Below are 13,610 nucleotides of genomic sequence, written 5' to 3'. Positions count from 1 at the left end.
ACCCCAGTTTAGCAGATCGGGGCAGGGTCTGTCACCGGCGTGGGCGACGGTCGCGCTTGCGTTGGGGGGCCGCGTTCAGTGTCGGCATTGGCAGACTGTCCCAGTGCCCGGGCTCAAGATCATCCAGGGTCCAGTCTCCGATGCGGTACCGGATCAGGCGCAGCGTCGGCAGACCAACTGCCGCTGTCATCCGGCGCACCTGTCGGTTTTTGCCTTCACGTATGGTCAGTTCAAGCCAACTGTCCGGTACCGTCTTGCGTTCACGGATCGGTGGGGTGCGCGGCCAGAGCGCCTCGGGTTCGTCGATCTGACGAGCTTTCGCAGGGCGGGTCAAACCATCCTTCAATTCGACCCCGTTGCGAAGCGTTTTCAGGGCCGCCTCATCGGGGGTGCCTTCAACTTGGACCCAATAGGTTTTGGCCATCTTGTGCTTTGGGTCAGAGATCTGGGACTGCAACTTCCCTTGATCCGTCAGCAGCATCAAACCTTCACTGTCACGATCTAGTCTGCCCGCCGGATAGACGCCCGTCAGATCGATGAAATCGGACAGCGTGCTGCGCGGGCTGTCCGTATTGGCGCGGTCGGTGAACTGCGGCAGAACATCATAAGGTTTGTTGAAGCGAATGAACCACGACATGATCTGCGCATAGCCTGAAGATCACCCCCGGTGCAAGCTGTGGATAACTGTCATGTGCCTGTTACGGATTCGCGTTACCCCGTCTGCGACATATTGTGGAAAATCAGGGCTTGTCAGAGTTTTAACACGATATATAGTTATAAAAAGACCGGGGCGGGTGCTCCCCGCTCTGGTGTCACAAACGGGCAGCTGAGAGCGAGGAGCGATTCTGTGATGGACGGAGACTTCAGGACCGAATTTGTAAGGGAGCCGGGTGCGCTCAAACAACACCCGGCCCTGGTTTTGAACGCCGATTATCGCCCCTTGTCCTATTACCCGCTGTCACTGTGGCCCTGGCAAGAAGCGATCAAGGCGGCCTGGCTGGATCGGGTCGATATCGTGGCTGAATATGACGAGGTCGTCCGCAGCCCGAGCACCGAGATTCGAATACCCTCGGTCGTTGTTTTGAAAGACTATGTAAAACCCAGAAAGCGCGTGGCCTTCACGCGCTTTAATTTATTTTTGCGGGATGAATTCCGCTGCCAGTACTGCGGCAGCCGTGACAACCTGACCTTCGATCATGTGGTGCCGCGGGCCGCCGGTGGTGTGACCAGTTGGCAGAACGTGGTGGCGGCGTGCAGCCCGTGCAATCTGCGCAAAGGGTCGAAATCGCTGCGCCAGGCTCGGATGACCTTGCGCAAGCCGCCTCGTCAGCCCGATGCCGAAGCGTTGCGCAATATCGGACGGAAATTCCCACCGAACCACCTGCATGAAAGCTGGATCGATTTCCTGTACTGGGATGCAGAGCTGGACGAGTTCTAAGCCGCGCGGGATTTCCATGCGGCCAGCCAGATCAGTACCAGCACAGCGGAAGCAATAGCGTTCCAGCCAGCCATCGAGATGCCGAACATCTCCCAAGGGATATCATCGCACGGCACCAAAGGCGCGGACATGATTTGATCGAACAGATCGTCTGCGGACAGACCGCTGATGCTGCCGGATGTGCAGCTGCTTGGGCCTTCCCACCAGCCTTGTTCAACGCCGGCGTGAAATGCACCCACCGCCGATGTCGTCGCGGCCGCCGCTGCGCCCAGCAAAGGAAGAAAGGTCAGCCTCGGTAAAGCCAGAGCCACGGCGCCGATCGCGATGGCCACTGCATGTGGATAGCGCTGCCAGATGCACATCTTGCATGGCGCAAGCCCGCCGAGATGCTGAAAGCCAAAAGCGGCCAGAAGAAGCGCCAGTGATCCAAGACTTGCCACCGCGACAAGTTGCGAACGTCTCGTCATAAGTATTTCACCAACAGGAATCCGCCAAACAGGAGGATGATGAACAAAGTGAACATTAGCCCCAGGCGCTTTTCGATGAAGTCGCGGATCGGCTCACCGAATCCCCAGAGCAGGCCTGCCACCAGGAAGAACCTCAAGGCGCGAGCCAGAATCGAGGTGGCAATGAAGGTTCCAAGCGGCATGCCGGTCCAGCCGGACATAATAGTGATGACCTTGTAAGGGAAGGGGGTCACACCAGCGGCCAGAACGGCCCAGAATCCGAAGTCGTTGAAACGGGTATTGAACTCTTCCATGGCATGGGCTTTCCCCATGGATTCCAGAATGGGCTGCCCGATGCTTTCATAGAAAAACGCACCAATCGCATAGCCCAGCATGCCCCCCAGAACCGAAGCCACCAGTGCCACGGTTGCGATCAGCCATGCGCGAGACGGGCGGGCCAGAATCATCGGAATCATCAACACATCGGGGGGAATCGGGAAGAACGAACTTTCGATGAAAGCCACGATGGCCAGCGCCCACAGCGCGTGAGGGTGTTCGGCCAGACGAATGGTCCAGTCATAAAGCGATCGTAACATAAAGCACTCAAATCCCGTTTTCGGTCTGAAGCCCAGCCAAACCATGCGCCCGACGGACCGTCAACAGTCGAGGGCGAAACAAATGGATTATTGGATGGTTTTTGCCTCTGGACCTTCGCTCGGATGGGCGCTAATCCAGTGTTCGTGGCCCAAGTGGCGGAATGGTAGACGCAGGGGATTCAAAATCCCCCGCCTTCACGGGCGTGAGAGTTCGAGTCTCTCCTTGGGCACCACAATTCCGACAAACTCAGAACACCGTCCGTCCTCTTGGCGGGGTGCCGTGATCAAGGTGATGATCCGCAACCTTGATCTTCATGTCCTGTTTGAGGTCCTCTGTAACGAGCCGTGAATGCCACAACGTTCCGGGCCTGCATCAGCAGACAGGTCATCAGGCCTCCGGACGGGGGATCTTGAACCGGGTTGGTGTTGAAGGGCCTTTGCCAGATTCGCCGGAACGTACAACCGTGACTTGCCCTGCCTCCTTATCAGAAACGCGGTTCACTCTGTTTCGTGGTGATTAGCGCCAGGAATGAGGTCAGGTTTTGGATTTGGAGTGACTGCATGAACCCAGACGGCTCGCTGTGAACTGATGGGGAAAGTTCGGGATTTATGCTCATATATGCGAATTGGCGCAGGTCAGACCGGTGCCGGCCTTGACATTGTGGGTATCTGAATGAAACCTCGAAAGGGTTGGGAGAAATTGGGAAATTCAAAGATTTGTAGCCGTTGCGATGCGGGCCGGTTTGTATTATCGGCACGCTTCCCTGAGCAGGTGATCAAACTTGATTTCCAACTGCCAGACAAAAAAAGTGGGAGTTAACAGATGAAAAACAGCAGCAAACTGAGCGTCGGCGCCTTCGTCACCGCAGCCCTTCTGGCTCCGGCGGCATATGCCGAAGAGTTCATTACGATCGGTACCGGTGGTGTCACCGGCGTTTACTATCCGACCGGCGGCGCGATCTGTCGTCTGGTCAACAAAGGCCGGAAAGAGCACGGCGTGCGCTGCTCGGTCGAATCGACCGGTGGTTCAGTCTACAACATCAACACCATCCGCGAAGGCGAGCTGGAGTTTGGTGTGGCCCAGTCCGACTGGCAGTACCACGCCTATAACGGCACCTCGAAATTCGAAGAAGCCGGCCCGTTCGAAGGCCTGCGCGCCGTGTTCTCGGTGCACCCCGAACCCTTCACCGTTGTGGCCCGCGCCGATTCCGGCATCACCAACTTTGAAGACCTGAAGGGCAAGCGCGTCAACATCGGCAACCCCGGTTCCGGTCAGCGCGGCACCATGGAAGTCCTGCTGGGCGAAATGGGCTGGACCACAGATGATTTCGAACTGGCGACCGAGCTGAAAGCGGCTGAACAGTCGGCAGCCTTGTGCGACAACCAGATCGACGCGATGGTGTACACCGTTGGCCACCCCTCGGGTTCGATTCAGGAAGCCACCACCGCGTGTGACTCGGTTCTGGTGAACGTCAGCGGTGAGGCCGTGGACAAGCTGGTCAACGAAAACTCGTTCTACCGCAAGGCAACCATTCCCGGTGGCATGTACCGTGGATCTGACGAAGACACCTCGACCTTTGGTGTTGGCGCGACTTTCGTAACCTCGGCAGACGTGTCGGATGACGCGGTTTATGCGGTTGTAAGCTCGGTCTTCGAAAACTTCGATGACTTCAAAAAGCTGCACCCCGCGTTTGCGAACCTGAAGCCAGAAGAGATGATTGCGGATGGCCTGTCGGCTCCGCTGCATCCGGGTGCCGAGAAGTACTACAAAGAAAAAGGCTGGATTCAGTAAACCAGACCTGACGCAGGGTGCCCAAGGGCGCCCTGCACACAACCCGTGTGAAACGGGATTTCAGAAGGCCGAACAATGGCCGCGACGGGGAGACATTTGATGAATTCCGACACTCAATCCAATCGTCCGCTTTCCGAAGAAGAGCTTCAGGATCTGGTTGCATCTTCTGACGCCGGAGGGCGCAATCCGGTCGGGAACGTGGGCGTTTTCCTGGCGGTCGTGGCCGCGATCTGGTCGATATTTCAAGTTGTTCTGGCCTCGCCCCTGGCGAATTATGTCTTGCCCGGAAGCGTCGTGAACAATGCTCGGCAATTCCATCTGGCTTTTGCTTTGTTTCTGGCCTTTGCCGCTTATCCGGCGCTCAAATCCAGCCCCCGGAACTATATTCCGGTTCAGGATTGGATCATGGGATTGGTGGGCGCGTTCGTCGCGCTGTACGGCTATTTCTTCTATGACAAGATCGTTAATGCGGGCGGTTTGGCCGACGACACCGACAAATGGGTTGCGTTGCTTGGCCTGGTGCTGTTGTTCGAGGCCGCGCGCCGTGCGCTTGGCCCGGCCATGGCAATTATCGCGACCATATTTTTGGCCTATGTCTTCTTCGGTGCCTCGGAATGGGTGCCCGAAGTTATCCGCTGGAAGGGCGCGAGCCTGAAAAAGGCGATGAGCCACATGTGGATCACGTCCGAGGGCGTGTTTGGTATCGCACTGGGTGTTTCCACGAAATTCGTCTTCCTGTTCGTGCTGTTTGGCGCATTGCTGGATAAAGCCGGGGCAGGGAACTACTTTATCAAGATGGCCTTTGGGGCCCTGGGCCACCTGCGTGGTGGTCCGGCCAAGGCGGCGGTTGTGGGCTCGGCTGCGACCGGCCTGATCTCGGGCTCGTCGATTGCCAATGTTGTTACCACCGGTACCTTCACCATCCCGCTGATGAAGCGCGTCGGGTTCAGCAGTGAACAAGCGGGCTCGGTCGAGGTTGCCAGTTCGGTCAACGGGCAGATCATGCCGCCGGTGATGGGGGCCGCTGCATTCCTGATGGTGGAGTATGTGGGCATCTCATATGTCGAGGTGATCACCCATGCCTTCCTGCCGGCAGCGATTTCCTACATCGCTCTGGTCTATATCGTGCATCTCGAGGCCGTGAAGCGGAACATGCCCACGCTGGGCGACCGCGATGTACATCTGGCGCGGACTGTGGTGGGGATGCTCGGCTTTTTCCTGGTGTTTGCAGGTCTTTGCTATGGGTCACAATTCCCGGTGGATGCCGTGACAAGCTGGGTGCCGTCGGCCGCTGGGATCGTGCTCAGCCTGATTATCTGCGCGGTTTATGTCGCACTGCTCTATCTGGCGGCACAGGTGCCTGATTTGGAACCGGACGACCCGAACGCAAAAGAGGTTACGCTGCCGGTCATCGCCGATATCTACAAGGCAGGTCTGCATTACCTGCTGCCGATCATCGTTCTGGTCTATTTCCTGATGATTGAACAGAAGTCACCGGGCCTGTCCGCGTTCTGGGCGACATCGCTGCTGTTTGTCATCCTGCTGACGCAGAAGCCGCTGAAGGCGATGTTCCGAGGGCAGAGCAACCTGTACAACACTTTCATCGATGGTGTTGCCGACCTGTGGCAAGGTCTGATCGACGGGGCACGCAACATGATCGGCATCGCGCTTGCCACGGCAACTGCGGGCGTGATCGTGGGAACCGTCACGTTGACGGGTGTTGGTCAGGTGATGGCCGATCTGGTCGAGTTCCTGTCGGGCGGCAATCTGATCCTGATGCTGGTCATGGTCGGGCTGCTCAGCCTGATCCTGGGCATGGGTCTGCCGACAACCGCGAACTACATCGTTGTCAGCTCGTTGATGGCCGGGGTGGTTGTTGAGTTGGGCGCACAGAGCGGGCTGATCGTTCCTTTGATCGCTGTCCACCTGTTCGTGTTCTATTTCGGGATCATGGCCGACGTGACACCTCCGGTCGGGCTGGCCAGTTTTGCCGCCGCGGCCGTGTCGGGCGGTGATGCGATCAAAACCGGTTTCACGGCCTTCTTCTACAGCCTGCGTACTGTGGCGCTGCCCTTCGTGTTCATTTTCAACACCGATCTTCTGCTGATCGATGTGACATGGGTCGAAGGGATCATAGTGGCGATTTTTGCGACGATAGCGATCCTTGTCTTCACGGCAGGCACCATGGGGTACTTCCTGACCCACAGCCGCATCTACGAAAGTATCGCTCTGATCGCCGTTGCCTTCGCCCTGTTCAGGCCGGATTTCTTCATGGATCGCATCGCGCCTCCATACACTTCGGTCGAGCCTGCGGCGTTTGTCGAAACCATTGGCCAGACTCCTCCCGGAACCGAGGTTCGCATGGTGATCAGCGGGCCGGATTTTGATACCGGCAAGATGGTGGACACCACGATTGTGGTGCCAGTCGGATCCGAAGAGGGCGGTGAAGCGCGCGTCGATGCCATGGGGCTGCTGTTGCTGGAAGAGGATGGCCTTGTCAAACTTGACGAGCCGATGTTTGGATCACCGGTTGCCGAAGATCTGGCCAACTTTGACTATTACGGTGACGAGGCCGTGCGTCTGAGCTCGGTCAGCCTGCCGTCCAGCCAGCCTCCGAAGCAACTGGTCTATATCCCGGCGCTGATCCTTCTGGGTCTGATCGCTTTCCTGCAACGCGGCCGTGCCGCCAGACAAGAGGTGCTCGTATGACACGTTCCGTTCTGTGTGCCGTTGATATCAGCAATGGCGAGATTGATGCACCGGTGCTGCAAAAAGCAGCCGCTCTGGCGGATATGGAAGGGGCGCAACTTGACGTGGTAACAGTGCTGCCCGATTTCGGGGAAAGCTGGGTGTCGGGGTTTTTTGAATCCGGTTTTCACGACAAGGCGTTGGAGGAAGCGCAGGCCAAGCTGACGGCGCTGTGCGTATCGGCCCTGGGGGCCGAGCGCAACGAAACCATCCGCCATGTGGTTGCGACAGGAACAGCTTATCAGGAGATTTTGAAGACGGCCGAAAGTGCCGGCTCTGATTTGATCGTAATCGGAGCCCACAAGCCGGATTTCAAGGATTACCTGCTGGGCCCGAATGCCGCGCGCGTGGTGCGACATTCCAACGTCTCGGTTTACGTGGTGCGCTGACGCGAAAAGCAGATGCCGTGCACAGAGGTGCCGGAGCCCCGACGGTCGCCTGCCGCCGTTCGGGCTCCCGCAGCCAGGTCAGTAGCCCGTCATCTCGAGATACCCGACGCCCTCGTGGCTGCCGGTGACCGTGACCGGACCTTCCCAATATTCAAAACGTGTCCCCATCCAGGCATCCGGCGTCAGGGCGGATACCTTGACGTCGATGCCTCGGTCCGCAAGCACGACGCGCCATTGCGTCGGGACGTCGCGCCCTGCCACCTGATCGGTCGCAAGCGGCTCAAGCCTGACGGATCCGTCGGGGATGGCATCGGTGCTGCCGTCTGAATTGATCCATGTGGCCGAAGTGAAATCGCCGCGACCACCGCGCAGGCGAAAGGCCATCAGCTTGTCCCCGCCCTCGAAGCTGAGCGAAAACCAATCCCAGCCGGTTTGATCCTCGGCCAGGGGTTGCGAAGACCATTCCCGGTCCAGCCAGCCCTGACCGGTGACGCGCATATCGCCATCCGGCAGGCGCAGTACGCCTTCGACTGAATAGAAGGGTTGCGAATAGTAATAGCTGGCTTGTCCGTCGGCGGATTTGACGGAATAGCCCGCTTGGCCATGAAACACCAACGGGCCTTGTGCGCTCAGCGCAAGATCGTACCCGAAATCAGCCCCGTTTGCCGTCAGGGTCAGGGTGTCCATATCCGGCCCGGCCATGCGCCATTCGTCGATCCAGGCCTCGAACGGTTGCACCGCAACACCTGCCTGCCCAATCCCCCCACGCGACAGGCGTTCGGCAAAATAGTGGGTGTCAGGCGTGGTGACAGCCGCATGGCCCATCCAGATCTGCGGGCTTTGCCATCCATCTGTTTCAAACGGTTTCAGGGCCGACCGGAAAAGGGTCCATTGGATGCCATAGTCACGCCCGTCCTCGCCTTTGAGGTTGGCCGTCAGATACCACCATTCGATCCGATAGGCGGGGTGAGGTCCGTGGTCTTTGGGAAAGTCGAATTCAATCCCCGCCTGCGGAACCTCGAAGCCTTCCGCCGACCCTCCAAGACCTGCATAGCCCTGCGCCCAAAGAGGCGATGGGCACAAAATCACGAGAACGGCCAAAAGGGTTTTAACGTTCATTGGCGAACACCTTCAGCAAATCGGCAGGGGGCAGACGCAACATGCGCAGCGCGGGCAGGGCCGCTGCAACCAGGGCGGCCAGCAGGGTCAACAGGAACAGCCACAACCAATCCCAGGGAAACACGAACATCGGCAACCGCCAGCCAAAGGCTTGCACATTGATCACTGCCAACAGAACCCAGGCGAGGATCAGACCAAGCGGCAACGCCAGGCACGCGGTCAGAGCCGCGAGCAGTACGCTGCGCAAAAGCTCCAGCCGCGCCAGTTGCGCCCGGTTCAGTCCCAGCGCCCATACCGGAGCAATCTGAGGCAAGCGCTGGGTCCACAGGGTCAGCAGGCTGGTGAGTATGGCAAATCCCGCCACGCCGAGGGTCAGAACATTGAGCGCCGATGTCACGACAAAGGTCTTTTCGAAGACTGCTAATGATTGCGCCTTCATGGCGGCCTGCTGGACCACGGCCTGACGCGGCAGGGCAAACCGCTCGCGCAAGGCTTGCGCCATTTCAGTCGCCTGTTCGGGGTTCAAACGGACGCCAAACCGTCGGGTTTCGGCCCCTGGTGCGATCCGGTCAAGTTGGCTCATCGACACAATGGCTTGCCCGGTTGGATTTCCATAATCCGAATAAACCCCGGCGATGGTCAGCGTTCGATCCGGGGACAGCGTCAGCGTATCTCCGGGCCAGAGGTTCGCGCGCCGTGCCAGTTGTTCGTTGATCAGCACCGCGTCTCCGGCCATGACGTCGTCCCATACGGTCGAGTTTGCCGATATCAACGGCCAGTGCTGCCGATAGACCGGATCGTCAATGACCCCGTACAGAAACAGGGGGCCCGTCTCGTGCGACAGTTCCATGTTGCGAATTGGAAGGATGGCGTCGACCTGTGGCCGCAGCCAATCCGTGATCTCGCGACCCTGTTCTTCGTCACGGACGGTCAGATACAGCTCTGAGGTCAGGCGCTGGTCGAGCCAGCCGACAAATGTCAGCCGGAAACTTGAAACCATTGTGCCCACACCGATATTTGCCGCAAGCGCAAGCAACAGGGCCATCAGGGCAAGCGACAGCCCGGGCAATTGGGCGCGCATGTCGGCCCAGACCCACTGCGCGACGGCGCCACGGGAGCTGTTGCCAAAGACGGAAAGCGCAAAGGTCAGAAGCGCCGGCAACAAAAGCGCGGCACCCGTCAGCAATCCGGCCAACAGCACGAAACCGGCAACCAGACCACCGATGCCGAGATAGGCGATGACACCGCCGACGATCAGGGACAAGCCGAGCAAACCTGTCACAAGACGTGTGCCGGCATTGCCCTGCCAGGCTTGCACACCGGGCCCCGCCAGAAGGGGCATACGAGACAATCGCCACAGCGCATGGCCACTGGCAAACAAGGTGCCGCAGACAGCCATCGCCATCCCGGCAAACACCCAATGGGGGTGCAGTGTCAGCTGTCCAGTCACGGGCGCACCATACAGGCCGCGAAGGGTTGCTGCGACATCGGGCAACAACGCTCCGGCCAGAAAGAACCCAAGAAGCAGACCCAAGGTTCCACCGATCAGGGCCAGCCCCGTCAGTTCGGTCAGGATCAGGAAGACCAGCCGCCGCATCGAAACGCCCAGTGCACGCAGGGTGCGGATCATGCCTCGGCGTTGGGCAAAAGCCAGCCCGACGGTGCCGTTCACGATGAACAGGCCAACGGCAAAGGACAACAGGCCAAAAGCCGACAGGTTCAGGTGAAAACTGTCAGTCAGCCGAGCAGTATCGACTTGCGAGGATGGGCTGGCGCGCTCCAGTTCGGGCGCGATTTCGGCCAAAGGTGGCCGATCACGCGGCTGATCCGGCAATACAATGAGGCGCGAGATGAAACCGGTTTGGTTCAGCAGGGCTTCGGCTGTGCCGATATCCGTCAGAATTACGTCTGGTGGCAGCGCCGTGGTGATTGAAAACGGCGGAAGGTTGTTCTGGTCGCGCAACAGCAGCTCCAGCTCTGCCGCGACCAGAAGCCGCCCCGGAGCGGTCAGCATGTCCGCCGGCTCAGTCAGCGCGGTGCTTTGGTCGGCTTCGGTGACGGCGGGCAGGGCCGGGTAGGCGACCATATCCACACCCATCAGGCGCAATGTGCGGCCCCGAATACGATAGGGGCCCTCCAGGACGGCCGCCACCTGCCAGCCAGCACGACGCAGATCGACGTAACGAGAAACCGGGATCAGACCGGAAGGATCGCGCAGCTCGTCGAACTGCCCAAGGGCAAGCTGCGCGTTGGCCCGGGCATAGCTGGCGCGCGCTTCGGCATTGATGGCCTGAACCGCGGACCAGAGTCCGGTGGCCAAAGCGATGCCAGTCAAAAGCGTCGCCAGTTGCAACCAGTGCACCCGCCAGTGTGACATCAATGCCTGAATGACGGCGCGTGTCATTGGATACGACCACCGCAGAGCTGGACGGTTCGATCCAGGCGGGCCGCAATCTGTTGGGAATGCGTGACCAACAGAAGCGCTGCGCCGGTATCAGCCACCAAGGCCAACATCAGATCCAGAACCCTTGCGCTGGCGGTTTCATCCAGATTGCCCGTGGGCTCATCCGCCAGCAGCAGTTTCGGACGCGCAGCCATGGCACGACCAATCGCGACCCGCTGCTGTTGCCCGCCGGACAGGTTTTCGGGATATCGGTCCAAAAGATCGGACAGGCCCAAGCGTTCGGTCAGATGCGCGGTCCAATCGGCATCCTCGGAGCCGGCAAGGCGGGCGTGAAAGGAAAGGTTCTGCGCAACGGTCAGCGAAGGGATCAGATTGAACTGCTGAAACACCAACGAAAGCTGACTGCGCCGCAATTCAGCCCGCCCGGCATCGTCCAGATGGGACAGAGGCGTTCGGTTCAAGATGATTTCACCGCTGTCGAAACAATCAAGCGCCGCGGCAAGGTTCAGCAGAGTGCTTTTGCCACTGCCGCTTTCGCCGGTCAGGGCCAGTGTCCGCCCTTCATCCAACGTCAGCGACACGTCGCGCAGAACCGGGCGCCCGCCGGGATAGGTTTTCTGAACACGGTCGATGGTCAACAGCATGATCTGGCCTTTTTTCTTCCAAGGATGTGCGACGGAATTCCAAACTGTCCAGTGCGGACCCGCACTCGGTTCCATTCGCCGCAGGCGTTCTTCACGATCGCCGGGGTTGTGCCCTGCACCTCAACGGGTCATTCTGCTCGGACGGTACACTGTCGTAAATCGGGATGAAAAACATGACGTTGCTGCATCAGATCGTTTGGGGCAGTACATTTCTGGCGCTCTGCTTCTTGGTCGAGATTCTTTTGTTGACCTGGTGTACCGTCACGATCATCAAGTGGGATGAAAAATGGTCGGCCAAGGGGGTGTTCTTTGGAACGGCAACACCAATCGCGGTATCTTTGGCCTTTATTGTCGCGACGCACACTATTCAGGTCTGGATTTGGGCCATCGTCTGGGTGTTGCTTGAGGTTCTGCCGGATTGGAACTCGGCCATCTATTTCTCATTGGTGACGTTCACGACCCTGGGATATGGCGATATCGTTTTGGGCGAAGGGTTGCGCATCTTTGGGTCTTTTGCCGCGGTTGCTGGTCTTCTGGCCTTTGGTCTGTCGACCGCTTATCTGGTGGCGATGATGACGCGCGTCTTTCAAGAGAAGTTCTTTACCTAAAGGATAGGCGCAAACAACCGCGCCAAGGGGGCGCCAAACCGGATATGCGCGGGTTGCTGGGCCAGACTGCGCGTCAATTCATAGCTTGCCTCGAAATCCGCGCGCAGCATGTGATCAACAGCCAGGGCTGCGCGGGCATCGAAAAACAGGGCCATCGCCTCGAAGTTCAGCCGGAAGGACCGGTTGTCCAGATTGGTCGTGCCGACCGCAGCCAGCGTGTCGTCTACCACGAAAACCTTCTGGTGCATGAAACCGTCCGTGTATCGGAACACGCGTACGCCGCAATCTCGGATTTCGTCGAAATAGGCAAAAGCAGCCAGCCACGGCAGCCGATGATCAATCATATCCGGGACAAGGATGCGCACGTCCACACCGCGCATCGCTGCATGTTGCAATGCGGTCATGACGTCGATGTCGGGCACAAAATAGGGCGAGGCAATCCACAATCTTTCTTTCGCCTCAGCGATGGCCGAAAAGAACATCATGGCGCCGGTTTCGGTTTCGTCTCCGGGTCCGGTGGCCACCAACAGGGCATTCATGTCTTGCTCGGCCTCGCTGCCTGCCCAGTCGAGGTCGTCAATCAGGTCTTCATCGCGGGCCCAGTGCCAGTCTTCGGTGAAGATGAGCTGCAATTGCCGGACGATGTGGCCGGTCATCTTGATATGCGTGTCGCGCCAATGGCCGAAATGCGGGTCTTCGCCCAGATATTCAACACCCACGTTGTGACCGCCGATAAAGCCTGTTTCACCGTCGATGATGACGGTTTTGCGATGGTTCCGGTAATTCAGCTGAAACCTGAAATTCGGCCCGCGTTGCTCACGCGGGTCGGCCACGTCAATTCCCGCGTCGCGCATTGTGTCCAGATAGGTGTTTGCCAATCCATAGCTGCCGACGGCATCGGTCATGAAACGGACATGCACCCCGCGTTTCGCAGCCTCTATCAGCTTGGTCTGAAGCTGTCGGCCCAAGGCATCGTCTCTGACGATGTAGAATTGGATCAGGATATAGTTCCTGGCCTCGTCTATCGCCTGAAAAATGGCGTCAAACGTTGCCTGACCATCGATCAGAAGCTGAGCGCCATTGCCACTGGATACCGGAAGATGAGCCAGAAATTCGAATGGTCGTGGATTGACCGACATCGTGGATGGGTCAGGTCTGGAGTAGTCAGCAAAGGTCTTGATGCCTTCGACGACCCGTTCGCTTTGTTGGCGCGAGATGCGATAGCCGCGAAACCTGTGATGCCCCAGAAACAGGTACATCGGAACCGCAAAGATTGGCGCCGATACCAAAAAGACCACCCAGCCAACGGCTCCTTGCGGTGTGCGCGCGGTTTGTGCAGCGCGCACCGAAAACACAACTGCGGTTGCGTACAACGCAAAAACAAAGATGGATACAAGCAATGTCCACATGGGCGTTAAGTCTTTCG

12 protein-coding genes and 1 tRNA gene are annotated in these 13,610 nt (G+C 58.7%); 6 read left to right on the top strand and 7 right to left on the bottom strand.

The features are described 5' to 3' along the window. Positions 1 to 31 precede the first annotated feature (31 nt). Positions 32 to 637, bottom strand: a complete 606-nt coding sequence (locus GS620_RS03530; RefSeq protein WP_171614083.1) for an rRNA large subunit pseudouridine synthase E — start codon at positions 635 to 637, stop codon at positions 32 to 34. 213 nt (positions 638 to 850) lie between these two features. Here GS620_RS03530 and GS620_RS03525 point away from each other — a divergent pair, with 213 nt between their 5' ends. After that, positions 851 to 1,438 carry an HNH endonuclease gene (locus tag GS620_RS03525; protein WP_152458073.1) on the top strand — a complete coding sequence of 196 codons (588 nt, stop codon included), beginning with the start codon at positions 851 to 853 and terminating at the stop codon, positions 1,436 to 1,438. Here GS620_RS03525 and GS620_RS03520 read toward each other — a convergent pair. Both GS620_RS03520 and GS620_RS03515 read right to left on the bottom strand, forming a co-directional pair. Then, complete coding sequence (locus GS620_RS03520) at positions 1,435 to 1,905, bottom strand: disulfide bond formation protein B (RefSeq protein WP_171614080.1); 471 nt, start codon at positions 1,903 to 1,905, stop codon at positions 1,435 to 1,437. The genes GS620_RS03525 and GS620_RS03520 overlap by 4 nt on opposite strands. Continuing rightward, entirely contained in the window at positions 1,902 to 2,480 is a 579-nt protein-coding gene (locus GS620_RS03515; protein WP_171614078.1) for a YqaA family protein, read from the bottom strand. Before GS620_RS03515 ends, GS620_RS03520 begins: the two co-directional genes overlap by 4 nt. 147 nt (positions 2,481 to 2,627) lie before the next feature. Between GS620_RS03515 and GS620_RS03510 the strand changes: the two genes are divergently transcribed. From GS620_RS03510 to GS620_RS03495, 4 genes are all read left to right on the top strand, one after another. Continuing rightward, positions 2,628 to 2,713: transfer RNA gene (locus tag GS620_RS03510), tRNA-Leu, on the top strand. A 590-nt stretch (positions 2,714 to 3,303) separates the two neighbouring features. Then, on the top strand, positions 3,304 to 4,272 hold the full coding sequence (locus GS620_RS03505) for a TAXI family TRAP transporter solute-binding subunit (protein WP_171115786.1): 969 nt from the start codon (positions 3,304 to 3,306) through the stop codon (positions 4,270 to 4,272). A 99-nt stretch (positions 4,273 to 4,371) separates the two neighbouring features. Beyond that, the gene (locus GS620_RS03500) at positions 4,372 to 6,981 is read left to right on the top strand and encodes a TRAP transporter permease (protein ID WP_152458068.1); all 2,610 of its coding nucleotides are present in this window, start codon (positions 4,372 to 4,374) and stop codon (positions 6,979 to 6,981) included. Further along, the gene (locus GS620_RS03495; protein WP_171115790.1) at positions 6,978 to 7,409 is read left to right on the top strand and encodes a universal stress protein; all 432 of its coding nucleotides are present in this window, start codon (positions 6,978 to 6,980) and stop codon (positions 7,407 to 7,409) included. Before GS620_RS03500 ends, GS620_RS03495 begins: the two co-directional genes overlap by 4 nt. 78 nt (positions 7,410 to 7,487) lie before the next feature. Here GS620_RS03495 and GS620_RS03490 read toward each other — a convergent pair whose 3' ends face one another. Genes GS620_RS03490 through GS620_RS03480 form a run of 3 tightly spaced genes read right to left on the bottom strand, consistent with a single transcriptional unit; the run spans position 7,488 to position 11,576 of the window. Then, positions 7,488 to 8,528: a lipocalin-like domain-containing protein gene (locus tag GS620_RS03490; protein ID WP_171167998.1), complete on the bottom strand. Its 1,041-nt coding sequence runs from the start codon at positions 8,526 to 8,528 to the stop codon at positions 7,488 to 7,490. Further along, a complete protein-coding gene (locus GS620_RS03485) occupies positions 8,518 to 10,932 on the bottom strand; it encodes an FtsX-like permease family protein (RefSeq protein ID WP_171614076.1) in 2,415 nt (804 codons plus the stop codon). Before GS620_RS03485 ends, GS620_RS03490 begins: the two co-directional genes overlap by 11 nt. After that, on the bottom strand, positions 10,929 to 11,576 hold the full coding sequence (locus GS620_RS03480; protein ID WP_152458064.1) for an ABC transporter ATP-binding protein: 648 nt from the start codon (positions 11,574 to 11,576) through the stop codon (positions 10,929 to 10,931). The genes GS620_RS03485 and GS620_RS03480 overlap by 4 nt, the downstream gene beginning before the upstream one ends. A gap of 173 nt (positions 11,577 to 11,749) precedes the next feature. Between GS620_RS03480 and GS620_RS03475 the strand changes: the two genes are divergently transcribed. Continuing rightward, a complete protein-coding gene (locus GS620_RS03475) occupies positions 11,750 to 12,184 on the top strand; it encodes an ion channel (protein WP_152458063.1) in 435 nt (144 codons plus the stop codon). Here the strand turns inward: GS620_RS03475 and cls are convergent. Beyond that, positions 12,181 to 13,593: a cardiolipin synthase gene (gene cls / locus GS620_RS03470; RefSeq protein ID WP_152458062.1), complete on the bottom strand. Its 1,413-nt coding sequence runs from the start codon at positions 13,591 to 13,593 to the stop codon at positions 12,181 to 12,183. The two genes, GS620_RS03475 and cls, sit on opposite strands and share 4 nt — an antisense overlap. Positions 13,594 to 13,610: the final 17 nt, after the last annotated feature.

Origin of the sequence: Ruegeria sp. HKCCD6428 (assembly GCF_013110595.1) — a bacterium.
GTDB lineage: Bacteria > Pseudomonadota > Alphaproteobacteria > Rhodobacterales > Rhodobacteraceae > Ruegeria.
The sequence above is the reverse complement of the archived record's forward strand: the minus strand, read 5'-3'. Positions and strand labels throughout refer to the sequence as shown.

Coding starts and splice junctions, on each gene's coding strand:
- GS620_RS03530 (WP_171614083.1), bottom strand. CDS start 637: ATGTCGTGGTTCATTCGCTTCAACAAACCTTATGATGTTCTGCCGCAG.
- GS620_RS03525 (WP_152458073.1), top strand. CDS start 851: ATGGACGGAGACTTCAGGACCGAATTTGTAAGGGAGCCGGGTGCGCTC.
- GS620_RS03520 (WP_171614080.1), bottom strand. CDS start 1,905: ATGACGAGACGTTCGCAACTTGTCGCGGTGGCAAGTCTTGGATCACTG.
- GS620_RS03515 (WP_171614078.1), bottom strand. CDS start 2,480: ATGTTACGATCGCTTTATGACTGGACCATTCGTCTGGCCGAACACCCT.
- GS620_RS03505 (WP_171115786.1), top strand. CDS start 3,304: ATGAAAAACAGCAGCAAACTGAGCGTCGGCGCCTTCGTCACCGCAGCC.
- GS620_RS03500 (WP_152458068.1), top strand. CDS start 4,372: ATGAATTCCGACACTCAATCCAATCGTCCGCTTTCCGAAGAAGAGCTT.
- GS620_RS03495 (WP_171115790.1), top strand. CDS start 6,978: ATGACACGTTCCGTTCTGTGTGCCGTTGATATCAGCAATGGCGAGATT.
- GS620_RS03490 (WP_171167998.1), bottom strand. CDS start 8,528: ATGAACGTTAAAACCCTTTTGGCCGTTCTCGTGATTTTGTGCCCATCG.
- GS620_RS03485 (WP_171614076.1), bottom strand. CDS start 10,932: ATGACACGCGCCGTCATTCAGGCATTGATGTCACACTGGCGGGTGCAC.
- GS620_RS03480 (WP_152458064.1), bottom strand. CDS start 11,576: ATGCTGTTGACCATCGACCGTGTTCAGAAAACCTATCCCGGCGGGCGC.
- GS620_RS03475 (WP_152458063.1), top strand. CDS start 11,750: ATGACGTTGCTGCATCAGATCGTTTGGGGCAGTACATTTCTGGCGCTC.
- cls (WP_152458062.1), bottom strand. CDS start 13,593: ATGTGGACATTGCTTGTATCCATCTTTGTTTTTGCGTTGTACGCAACC.